The following is an 11553-nucleotide window of genomic DNA, read 5'->3' as shown; positions in this document are numbered from 1 at the left end:
CGCGTGCGCCGATAGTCCGTCGCGGCGTTTCGCTGCGGCGGTTGGCCAGGCACAGGATTCGGATGTTCGGGCGAGGCCGTCTCTATTCGAGGCGGCCCGCTTCCGTAGGCATCCCCAAGGAGCATCTGAACTCCTCGTGCTCGTCATTCCGGCGAAAGCCGGAATCCAGTTTCTTCATCGAAGTGCAGAAACGCTGGATCCCGGCTTTCGCCGGGATGACGAGCCAATCAGATTTCCCCGGAGGACTGCGACCGCGGCATAGCGTGGCAGGGGTGCCCTAAAGACCCCTTGAAGCGAACTTTAAGGTTTCTTCAAGATTCGGCCGCGGCAATCACGAGGCGGGCGACATGCAGCCGGCCAAAGCAGCGATAGCGCACGCGCATGCCGCGATGCAGCGCGGCGAGCGCGGCCACGATGCGCTGGCCGCTGCCGAGGCTGCCGCGGCGGGACGGCACTGCGCGCACCGGATTGACGACCAGCAGCCTGACCTTGCCGCTGCGTGAGCGAAGGCGTACCCGGATCGTGCCCGTGCCATGGCGAAGCGCGTTGGCCAGCAGGTTGTAGACAATCTGTTTGGTGTAGTCGGGGTCGAAATCGATCCACGCAGACTCCGATTCCATTTCCAGGCTGCGCCCCTGCGCCTCGGCCATCAGCGCAATGCCCTCGACGACCGGGCCGAGCAGCGCGTGCAGATCCATGCGTCCGCGTTGCAGCGGCAGGTTGCCCTGCTCGGCCTTGGCGAGCAGCAGAGTCTGGTCGACGAAACGCGAAAGCCGCTCGAACTCGGCGACCAGGTCCTCCACCAGGGCCTCGGGCAGCTGCGGCGCGGCCTTGTCCAGGCGCAGGCGCGCCAGCGTGAGCGGCAGACGCAGTTCGTGCGCGACCTGCGCGGTGAAGTGGTCGAGCCGGCCGAGCTCGTCATGCACGCGGCCGAGCAGGGCGTTGATCGAATCCACGACGCCATCGAGCTCGGGCGTTTCCGGCTGATGGGAAATCCGCTGCAGCGGATTTCCCGGATCGATGCGCTGCAGATCCGCCTGCAGGCGTTGCAGCGGGCGCGTCGCGCGGCGGCGCAGCCACCACGCGACCCCAGCGAAAGCCAGCCACACGATGAGCACGTACAGCGCCTGCAAGCGCACGCTGGCGTGCCCTGCGCTCCCGGACTGGCCGGCGAGCCAGGCCGGGTCGGCAAACTCCCAATAGATCGCGGACGCGACGAGAAAGGTCGCGCCGAATGCGATCGCCATGGTCGTGACGGACCGGTTCACGCAGGTTCCGCGCCTAGCGCGAAGCCGACGCCACGGATCGTGCGGATCAGCGGCGGCGAGCCGGGCAGTTCGAGCTTCTTGCGCAGATGCGAGACATGCACGTTGACCAGCGCGGTTTCCGAATCGAAGCAGCGATCCCAGACCTTCTCGATGATGACGGCCTTGCTGACCGGATTCGGCGCGTGCTGCAGCAACAGCTCCAGCAGCGCGAATTCGCGCGGCGTCAGGTCGATGCGCTGGCCGCCGCGGCTGACGCGCCGGCCGAGCAGGTCGAGCTCCAGATCCTCGAATTTCAGCACGCTGCCGAGGTGCGGCCGCTGCCGGCGTCCGAGCGCATGCACACGCGCGATCAGTTCCGAGACGGCAAACGGCTTGGCCAGATAGTCGTCGGCGCCGGCGTTGAGTCCGCTGACGCGATCCTCGACGCCACCGCGTGCGGTCAGGATCAGCACCGGCACCGTCGAGCCGCTGCGGCGCAGCTGGCGCAGCACGCTCATCCCGTCACGCGTCGGCAGCATCAGGTCCATCACGATCACGTCATACGGGTGCGAGCCGGCCAGCCACAGTCCTTCGTCGCCGTCCGCGGCGACATCGACCGCGCAACGCTCCGCGCGCAGCGCCTGTTCGACGTAGCGGCGGATCTTGTCGTCGTCTTCGATCACGAGGATGCGCATGCGGGTCAACTCAAGTTGCGAGGGTGTTCTTCGTCGTGTTCGACGAGATCCGGCGTTGCGTCCGTCACCGGGACCGTCGCGACGCCGCTGCGCGCGAGCTGTCCCGATTCGCTGATCAGACGTTCCTGCAGAAGACCGGCGCGTTCAAGCGCCGGCCATGCCAGCGCGGCCAGGTGCGAGTGGATGCGCTTCAGGTCACGCAGGATGCGCAGGTAGACGTCGCCGCCCAGCGGGCTCGGCCGGCGCTCGCGCAGCTCGCGCAGGTGCCGGTCGGAGGCCTCGTTCTCGAGGCGCCACAGCACGCCCTTGCGTTCGGCCAGCTGTTGCGCCGCGCGCAGGTTGTTGCGCAGGAACACGGCGAGTCCGAGGCGCAGGCTCTGCATCACCTGCATATGCATCGCGGCCAGATCCTGGATGTCGTCGGCGGAGAAGTCCTGTCCGCTCTGTGCTTTCTTCGCCGCGAATTCCATCAGGTTGTTCGCGGTGATGTCGCCGATGTGCTCGATGTTGATCACGAACGCGAGGATTTCCTGGCTGCGCTCGCCGTCCTCCTCGTTCAGCGCCTCGCCGCCGAGATCGGCCAGGTACTCGCGGATCGCCACGCCGAGCCGATCCAGCGCGCCGTCCATGCGGCTGATCGCGGTGGCGCGGCTGCGGTCGTTCTTGCCGAACACCTCGACCAGGCCCTTGAGCATGTTCTCGACCATGTCGGCCATGCGCATCGCCTCGCGCGCGGCGTTGGCCAGCGCGACGCCGGCCGAGTCCAGCGCAGCCTCGTCGAGGTACTGCGGGACGCCCGGATCGTCCGGCCGTGGCGGCTCCGGCAGCAGGCGGACCAGCAGCCGGGCCAGGTTGTCGAGCGGGAGGATGAAGACCATCGCGAGCGCGAGGTTGAACGCGGTGTGGAAGTTGACCGCGATGCGCGCCGGCCCGTCGCCGAACGCGCCCAGCCAGGCGGCGATCGGATGCAGCAGCGGCAGGCAGACGATGCAACCGGCGAGTCGCACCAGCAGGTTGCCGAGCGGCAGGCGCCGCGCCACCGGCGTATCCGCGTCGAACAGTGGCGGCAGCGTGCCGCCGAGATTCGCGCCAAGCACCAGCGCGAGTGCGCCGGGCGCATCGACGACGCCAGCGGTCGCCAGCGAGACGATCAGCAGGACCACGGCGACGCTGGAGTGGCAGGCCCAGGTCAGCAGCGCCGCGATCAGCATCGCCAGCACCGGCTCACCGGCCAGGCTGTGCAGCACCGCGCGCAACGCGGTCGCGTTCTCGACTGGCGCCAACGCCAGCACCAGCAGATGCAGCGCGAGCAGCATCAGGCCGAGGCCGATACCGACGCGACCGATGTTGGCGAAGCGCACGTCGTCACTGCGCCGGTACACGACCACGCCGACCAGTACGAGGATCGGTGCGATCACCGCGATGTCGAATGACAGCAGCTGCACGATCAAGGTGGTGCCGACGTTGGCGCCGAGCATCACTGCAAGTCCCGGTGCGAGGCCGAGGAAGCCGCTGGCCGCGAACGACGCGGCCATCATCCCGGTCGCGGTGCTGCTCTGCAGCGCGGCGGTCACCGCGAGGCCGAAACCGAACGCGCTCAGGCGATGGCCGAGATAACGCCCGAGCCAGCGCCGCAGCGTGCTGCCGTAGCCGCGCAACACGCCGCTGGTGACCATGTGCGTGCCCCACAACAGCAGCGCGACGTAGCCGGCGATGTCGAGCAGGGCGAGGGTTCCATTCATCGATGTGTCTCCGGTGACGACGATGCGCCGTCATGGGGTGTCGTCAGAGCGCCGTGCCGCAATCCAGGGCGGCACGACGCGATCATAGCCAGTGCCCGACGCTGTCGCGTCAAGCAATGTCAGCTCGTGGAGGTTATGCGGCGCAGGGAAAGTCTGAACGTTCACGTTCGCCTGCGGCCATGTCCCACCGGCATGCGGGCAGATGGCTGTGCGGATCGAGTGTCCAATGCGCGCGCAGCGCCGGTCGCATGGCGGCGTCGTGCGACGGCCGCGAGGCGGCGATCAAGTCGTGGCGGACGCGAACGCGCTCGCGGCATGCGGGTGCCTGCAGGAAAGCGAACAGGCCGCCGCGCACGCGCAACGGAAATATCTGGCGATTGAGCTTCATGGCTCACCTCCGTTTTGCCGAACGGCAACCGGGGTGAGCCGGGACTTCCCTAGTCGAGGAAAGCGCCGGCCGACCGGATGCGGTCGCCGCAGGCGTCGTTGTGGTGGGTCAACGCCGACATCCGCGACAGGGCGCGGTCGCCGACGTTGCTACTAGGGGGAAGATCCATAGTCGTATTGGACTACCGTAGAACTCTGGGATGCCCCGGGTTTCGGGGCGCGCGGATGCTAGTCCCGTCGCACACACGGGTCAACCCAATGGGGCTAATTCTTTTTCAGCCGTTCAGGCGTGCGCTGTCAGGCCGGCCAGCCGCTTCGTGCCAGCGCGTCGGTGCTGCTTCACGGCGATGTATCACATGGTGAGACGCAGGCGCGCACAATAGGCCGGTATGCCGCTCGAGACCTTCCATCCCGCCGTCGCCGCGTGGTTCCGTAGCGCATTCGAGGCGCCTACGCCGGCGCAGGCCGAGGCCTGGCCGGCGATCGCGTCGGGTCGGCACACGCTGATCGCCGCGCCGACGGGCTCGGGCAAGACGCTCGCCGCGTTCCTCGCCGCGATCGACGATCTGGTCAGGCGTGGCGTCGACAGCGCGCTCCCCGACGAGACCGCGGTGGTCTATGTCTCGCCGCTCAAGGCGCTGTCGAACGACGTGCGCATCAACCTCGAAACGCCGCTGGCCGGCATTCGCGACGAGCTGTTGCGGCTGTGGCTGCCCGACGTCGAGATCCGCACGATGGTGCGCACCGGTGACACGCCGCAGGCCGATCGCGACAGGATGCGCAAGCGGCCGCCGCATATCGTGGTGACCACGCCGGAGTCGCTGTACATCCTGCTCGGTTCGGAGTCCGGCCGGCGCATGCTCAGCACCACGCGCACGGTGATCGTCGACGAAATCCATGCGCTCGCGCCGAACAAGCGCGGCGCGCATCTGGCGCTGTCGCTGGAACGGCTCGATGAACTTTGCGAGCGGCGGCTGGTGCGCATCGGCCTGTCGGCGACGCAGAAGCCGATCGGGGAGGTGGCCAGGTTCCTGATCGGCGGACCGCCGCGCGAAACGAGCGCCGGCGCTGGTGCGCAACCGCTCGAAACCCTCACTCCCGATAGCACCGACTCGTGGCCGCGTGAAACCCTCTCCCCCAACGGCTCCATCGTTGGGGGAGAGGGTAGGGTGAGGGGGCGGGGCTCCAAGCGGAGCGTGCCATTGGATGATGTGGAGGAGTCCGCTGGCTTCGATGCAGCGCTTTTTCGCTACTCCGACGTTGCGACTTCATCCAGCTCCGCCCCCTCACCCCAACCCTCCCCCCCAACGATGGAGCTGTTGGGGGAGAGGGAGTCAATCCAGCAGCACGTCGCGTCGTTGGGGGAGAGGGAGCCGAGCTGCAAGATCGTGGACGCCGGCCACGTTCGCCCGCGCGACCTCGCGATCGAGCTGCCCGAAGCGCCGCTGGAGGCAGTGATGTCCGGCGATGCCTGGCAACAGGTCCACGCGCGTCTGGAGCAACTGATCGGCGAGCACCACACCACGCTGATCTTCGTGAACACACGGCGCATGGCCGAGCGCCTCGCGCGGCACCTCAGCGAGCGCCTTGGCAAGGACAAGGTCACCGCTCACCACGGCAGCATGGCCAAGGAGCAGCGCTTCGACGCCGAGCAACGCCTGAAGCGCGGCGATCTCTCCGCGCTGGTCGCGACCGCCTCGCTGGAACTGGGCATCGACATCGGTGATGTGGACCTGGTCTGCCAGATCGGTTCGCCACGAGCGATCGCGACCTTTCTGCAGCGGGTCGGCCGCGCCAGCCATCATGTCAGCGGTACGCCGAAGGGGCGTCTGTTTCCGCAGTCGCGCGACGAGCTCGTCGAATGCACGGCCTTGCTCGACGCGGTGCGCCGCGGCGAGCTGGATACCCTGCACGTCGAGCGTGCGCCGCTCGACGTGCTCGCGCAGCAGATCGTCGCCGAAGTCGCCTGCCGCGAGTGGAAGGAAGACGCGCTGTTCGATCTGGTGCGCCGCGCGCATCCGTTCAGCGACATCACGCGCGAGCAGTTTGGCGCGGTCGTGCGCATGCTCGCGGAAGGTTTCACGACGCGACGCGGCCCACGTAGCGCGTGGCTGCATCGCGACGCAGTCCATGGCGTGCTGCGCGCGAGCCGCGGCGCGCGTCTGACCGCGATTACCTCGGGCGGTGCGATTCCGGACACCGCCGACTACGAGGTCGTGCTGGAGCCGCAGGCCACGATGATCGGCAGCGTGCACGAAGACTTCGCGGTCGAAAGCATCGCCGGCGACATCTTCCAGCTCGGCAACCAGTCCTACCGCATCCTGCGTGTCGAACGCGGTCGCGTTCGGGTCGAGGATGCGCAGGGCGCGCCGCCGACGATCCCGTTCTGGCTCGGCGAGGCGCCGGGGCGCAGTGATGAGCTGTCGTTCGCGGTGTCGCGGCTGCGCCGCGAGATTTCCGATCGGCTCGAAGCGGCTTTCGGTAGGAGCGGCTTCAGCCGCGATGCTCTTGAGGCTGGCGATGTTCTCGAGCAAAAGAACAGCATCGCGGCTGAAGCCGCTCCTACAACGGCGCAGGCATGGTTGATCGAGGAAGTCGGCATCGCCGAACCCGCTGCGCGCCAGATCGTCGACTATCTTGGTTCCGCCAAGGCTGCGCTGGGCGTGTTGCCGACGCACGAGACGCTCGCGATGGAGCGTTTCTTCGATGAATCCGGCGGTACCCAGTTGATCATCCATTCGCCGTTCGGCAGCCGCATCAACCGCGCCTGGGGGCTCGCGCTGCGCAAGCGCTTCTGCCGCAAGTTCAACTTCGAATTGCAGGCGGCGGCGACCGAAGATGCGATCGTGTTGTCGCTCTCGACCAGCCACAGCTTCCCGCTCGAGGACGTCACGCGCTACCTGCACTCGGCCTCGGTGCGCGACGTACTGATCCAGGCTCTGCTCGACGCGCCGATGTTCGGCGTGCGCTGGCGCTGGAACGCGACGTCCGCGCTCGCACTGCCGCGCTTCCAGGGCGGCAGCAAGGTGCCGCCGCAACTGCAGCGCATGAAGGCCGAGGACCTGCTCGCGACCGTGTTCCCCGATCAGGTCGCCTGCGCTGAGAACCTGGTCGGCGAGCGCGAGATTCCCGATCACCCACTGGTCGAGCAGACCTTGCACGATTGCCTGCATGGCGCGATGGACATCGATGGCTTGGTCGCGCTGCTGAAGCGACTGGAAGAGGGCAGTGCGTACATCGTCGCGCGCGACCTGACCGGTCCTTCGCCGCTGGCGGCCGAAGTGCTTGGCGCGCGACCGTATTCGTTCCTCGATGACGCGCCGCTGGAGGAGCGCCGCACGCAAGCCGTGGCCAGCCGGCGTTGGAGCGATCCCGAAAGCGTCGACGATCTCGGCCGGCTCGATCCGGATGCGATCGCGGCGGTGCGCGAGGAGGCGTGGCCGGAAGCACGTTCGTCCGACGAGTTGCATGCGGCCTTGATGGGCGTTGCGTTCATCGCCGAGACCGAAGCGCGCGCGACGTATGGCTGGTCGGAATGGCTGGCGCAGCTCGCCGCGGACCAGCGCGTGACGCGTCTCGCCCCCGTGATAGGAACGACGCCGAAAGCCCCCGTAGGAGCGGCTTCAGCCGCGATGCTTTTGTCGGATGTCACATGCAAGAGCATCGCGGCTGAAGCCGCTCCTACAAATGTTGCGGCGGCTGGTTCGCAAGCGGGTGAGCCGTATGTGTGGATTCCCGCCGAACGCCTGCCGCAATTCGAGGCGATCCTTCCCGACGCGCTGCGCGAACCCGCGATTGACGCGCCCGCCGAATACGCCGCGGTCGAATGGACGCGCGAGGACGCACTGATCGATGTGCTGCGCGCGCGCATGACTGCGCTTGGCCCGACCCGCGCGAGCGAAATCGCTGCATCGCTCGGTATTGCGCAGGGCGACGTCGGCATCGCCTTGCTCGCGCTCGAATCCGAAGGCTTCGTGATGCGCGGCCAGTTCACCACCATGACGTCCGCGGCCGATTCGGCCCAGGGAGGAGCCGACGAACCGGCGGCGCCAGTCGCCGGTTCGGAAAACGTGGCGCGGCTTGGCCGCGACCGTTTTGCTGCGGGTCGCGACAGGATGTCCGATCCCGCAGCGAAGGAAACGGAATGGTGCGAGCGCCACCTGCTTGCGCGCATCCATCGCTATACGGTCAAGCGCCTGCGCCGCGAGATCGAGCCGGTCGAGCCGCGCGACTTCATGCGCTTTCTGTTCGAGTGGCAGCGCATCGCACCCGGTTCGCAGGTCAGCGGACCGGATGCGCTGGCTGGCGTGCTCGCACAGCTGGAGGGGTTCGAGGCCGCCGCGTCGGCGTGGGAAAGCGAGATCCTGCCCGCGCGCGTCGCCGGCTACGAGATCGCCTGGCTCGACGCGCTGTGTCAGGCTGGGCGCGAGGTCTGGACGCGCCTGCGCGGGCGTTCTGCAAATGGCGAGCGCGGCGGCGGCCCGGTGCGCGCGACGCCGATCGTGCTGCTGCAGCGGCGCCATCTCGATACCTGGACACAGTTCGGCGGACTCGCCGCAGGCGCCGCGTTGACGTTGTCGTCGCGCGCGCAAGCGGTCGCCGATCATCTCTCCGCGCACGGTGCCTCGTTCTTCGACGAGCTGCTGTCCGGAACGCGCCTACTGCACACCGAACTCGAGGATGCGCTCGGCGAACTCGTTGCGATCGGCCTGATCAATGCGGACAGTTTCAGCGGCCTGCGTGCGTTGCTGGTGCCCTCGTCGAAGCGGCCATCGACGAGTCGCCGGCACGGCCGTCGTCGTGCCCTGTTCGGCATCGAGGACGCAGGGCGCTGGTCGCTGGTGCGTCGGCGTGCGGCGACGGTCGAAAACGATCAGGCTGGAGCACCGGCATCACCGCGTACGTCGCGGGACAAGTTCGACGCGGACGCGCTCGAGCACGTCGCACGCGTGCTGCTGAAGCGCTATGGCGTCGTGTGCTGGCGAATGCTCGCGCACGAAGCCGACTGGCTGCCGCCATGGCGCGACCTGTTGCGCGTCTATCACCGTCTCGAAGCGCGTGGTGAAATCCGTGGCGGTCGCTTCGTCGCCGGTATCTCCGGCGAGCAGTTCGCGTTGCCGGAAGCGATCGCGTCGTTGCGGTCCGTGCGCCAGCGCGCGCCGGACCAGACCCTGGTCTGCGTCTGCGGCGCCGATCCGTTGAACCTTGTCGGCAGTCTGCTCGCCGGCGAGAAGGTGCCGCGCTTGACCGGGTCGCGCGTGCTGTATCGCGATGGGGTGCCGGTTGCCAAGCGTGTCGCTGGGCAAACGTCGATGCTCGAATCGATGGATGCGACTGCAGAACGTGTGGCACGAACGACGCTGTTACGGGGAATGGAGCGACCGCGGTCGCCGGTCGAACACGGTGAGGAAGAATAGGGCGTCCACGGAGCTGCGAAACGCGCGCCAAGCGCACGCGTTCGCGAACAGGCCGCGGATCCGGGTCGGTTAGATGGAAACCTGTCTTCCCAGATCCACGACCTGGTCGGCAGGCACCCGCAGGTAGTCGGTGACGCGCGTGCAATTGCGCAGCATGGCGCCGAATGTCGCTTCCATCCAGCGCGGCAGCCCGCGGCGGTCTTCGCGAGGAACGATCTTTTCCATACCGACGAAATACGTGAGCCGGTGCGGGTCTATGGGGCAGTTGTGCATCCTGATCCGCGCCATCAAGGCCGGCATGTCGGGCCTCTCCATGAAGCCGTAGCAGGCATGGACCGACCAGAAATTGGGCGCCGTCTCCGCTATCTCCAGGTGCTTGTCAGCCGCGATCCAGGGCGTGGATGCGGTTTCCAGCGTCACCGCAAGGACGCGCTCGTGCAGGGCATGGGCGTGTTTCACGTACCAGAGGAGTACCGGCGGGGCGCCGGACCTGGATCGCGTAAGGAACACGGCGGTTCCCGGCACACGCACCACCTTGTCGCGTGCGATGCCGGCCATGAATTCCTCGATCGGAACCGGATGTTCCCTCAGCCGGTCCCCGACTGCGGTGACGCCCCTGTGCCAGATATACATGACGAGATAGGTCAGCACGGCAAGCGTCAACGGTACGTAGCCGCCTTCGAGCAGCTTCGTCATGTTCGATGTGAAGAACGCGGAATCGACGATGAAGAACAGTCCGGCGACCGCGCCGCTCGCTGCGAGATTCCATCTCCAGATTTCGCGCATGGCGATGAACAGCAGAACGGTCGTCATCAGCATCGTGGCTGATACGGCTATGCCGTAGGCTCCCGCCAGGTTGTCGGATTTCCGGAAACCCAGGGCCAGGCCGATGGTTACCAGCATCAGGATCCAATTAACGGCGCCGACGTAGATCTGACCGTAACCTTCCTCCGAGGTTTGCGAAATCTTCAACCGCGGCATCCATCCAAGTTGGATCGCCTGCCGGGTCATGGAGAACGCGCCGGTGATGATCGATTGGCTGGCGATGATGGTCGCAATCGTCGACAGGATCACCAGCGGCAAGGTGAGCGACGCTGGACACAGCCGGTAGAAGATGTTGCCGGTGATCGGCGCACCGGCGAGCACGATGGCGCCCTGGCCTGCGTAGTTCAGAACCAGACTCGGAAACACCAGGGCCGACCAGGCGAGCTTGATCGGGCCGGCGCCGAAATGCCCCATGTCGGCGTAGAGGGCCTCGGCGCCGGTGACGCAGAGAAAGACGCCGCCAAGGACCAGGAATCCGCTGCCGTTGCTGTGGAGCAGGTAGTCCAGGCCATAGAAGGGATTCAATGCCCACAGGATGGATGGGTGCTGCACGATGCCCCAGATTCCGAGCACAGCCATGGTGACGAACCAGATCGCCATGACCGGACCGAACGCGCGGCCGATCCTGGCCGTTCCCATCGGTTGCAGCGCAAAGAGACCGAGCAGGATCGCGACGGTCATCGGCAACACGTACGGCTGCAGCGAAGGTTCGACGATGTTCAGGCCTTCCAGCGCCGACAGGACGGAAATCGCGGGCGTGATCGCGCCGTCGCCATAGATCAGCGCAGCGCCGAACAAACCCACGGCGACGATGATCGGACGTTTGTGGCGCTTGACCCCGAGCAAGGCCATCAACGCCAGGATGCCGCCTTCGCCGTCGTTGCTGATGCGCATCGCGAAGCCGGCGTACTTGACGCCGGTGACGACGATCAGCGTCCAGACCAGCAGCGAGACGACACCGAGAATGGTCTGCGGATGGTTGCCGCCGGTCATGTCCAGGACGGTCTTCAGCGTATACAGCGGGCTCGTGCCGATGTCGCCGAAGACCACGCCGAGCGCGCCTACCCCGGCAGCCAGCAAGGTGGGGGTGTTCGGACGGGCCGAAGAGCTTTGGGAGGTAGCAGTCATCGCGTGATGGTAGGGCATGGCGATTGAGCAAAACAGCTCGTGCGCGAGGATGCCCTGCGCGTGTTTCAATAATTTTGGACTTGTCCCATCGACGAGGTGCGCGTGTGGCGCA

General features: G+C 66.9%; 5 protein-coding genes and 2 pseudogenes. 2 read left to right on the top strand and 5 right to left on the bottom strand.

The window, feature by feature from the left end; all coding sequences use genetic code 11:
* Positions 1-311: 311 nt before the first annotated feature.
* The 4 genes from ABD002_RS00835 to ABD002_RS00820 all read right to left on the bottom strand — a co-directional run bounded on the left by ABD002_RS00835 (position 312) and on the right by ABD002_RS00820 (position 4072).
* A complete protein-coding gene (locus ABD002_RS00835) occupies positions 312-1268 on the bottom strand; it encodes a sensor histidine kinase (RefSeq protein WP_343786160.1) in 957 nt (318 codons plus the stop codon).
* Positions 1265-1942 (bottom strand): response regulator transcription factor, encoded by a 678-nt coding sequence (locus ABD002_RS00830; protein WP_343786158.1) that lies wholly within the window; start codon positions 1940-1942, stop codon positions 1265-1267. Before ABD002_RS00830 ends, ABD002_RS00835 begins: the two co-directional genes overlap by 4 nt.
* Before the next feature lie 5 nt (positions 1943-1947).
* Positions 1948-3684 carry a Na/Pi cotransporter family protein gene (locus ABD002_RS00825; RefSeq protein ID WP_343786156.1) on the bottom strand — a complete coding sequence of 579 codons (1737 nt, stop codon included), beginning with the start codon at positions 3682-3684 and terminating at the stop codon, positions 1948-1950.
* A gap of 133 nt (positions 3685-3817) precedes the next feature.
* On the bottom strand, positions 3818-4072 hold the full coding sequence (locus ABD002_RS00820) for a hypothetical protein (protein ID WP_343786154.1): 255 nt from the start codon (positions 4070-4072) through the stop codon (positions 3818-3820).
* A 388-nt stretch (positions 4073-4460) separates the two neighbouring features.
* Between ABD002_RS00820 and ABD002_RS19610 the strand changes: the two are divergent.
* Together ABD002_RS19610 and ABD002_RS00815 are read left to right on the top strand one after the other, a co-directional pair.
* A pseudogene (locus tag ABD002_RS19610) lies at positions 4461-5111 on the top strand (DEAD/DEAH box helicase); the annotation flags it as partial.
* Positions 5112-5444: 333 nt separating this feature from the next.
* Positions 5445-9488: pseudogene (locus ABD002_RS00815) on the top strand (DEAD/DEAH box helicase); the annotation flags it as partial.
* 69 nt (positions 9489-9557) lie between these two features.
* On the opposite strand, the gene ABD002_RS00810 reads toward ABD002_RS00815, so the two are convergent.
* On the bottom strand, positions 9558-11510 hold the full coding sequence (locus ABD002_RS00810; protein ID WP_343786149.1) for a potassium transporter Kup: 1953 nt from the start codon (positions 11508-11510) through the stop codon (positions 9558-9560).
* Between the last annotated feature and the right edge of the window lie 43 nt (positions 11511-11553).

This window comes from Dokdonella soli (assembly GCF_039523175.1).
Taxonomy (GTDB): Bacteria; Pseudomonadota; Gammaproteobacteria; order Xanthomonadales; family Rhodanobacteraceae; genus Dokdonella_A; species Dokdonella_A soli.
The sequence above is the reverse complement of the archived record's forward strand: the minus strand, read 5'-3'. Positions and strand labels throughout refer to the sequence as shown.

Excerpts from the sequence above, each read along its gene's own strand:
- ABD002_RS00830 (WP_343786158.1), bottom strand. The coding sequence starts at position 1,942 with ATGCGCATCCTCGTGATCGAAGACGACGACAAGATCCGCCGCTACGTC.
- ABD002_RS00825 (WP_343786156.1), bottom strand. The coding sequence starts at position 3,684 with ATGAATGGAACCCTCGCCCTGCTCGACATCGCCGGCTACGTCGCGCTG.
- ABD002_RS00820 (WP_343786154.1), bottom strand. The coding sequence starts at position 4,072 with ATGAAGCTCAATCGCCAGATATTTCCGTTGCGCGTGCGCGGCGGCCTG.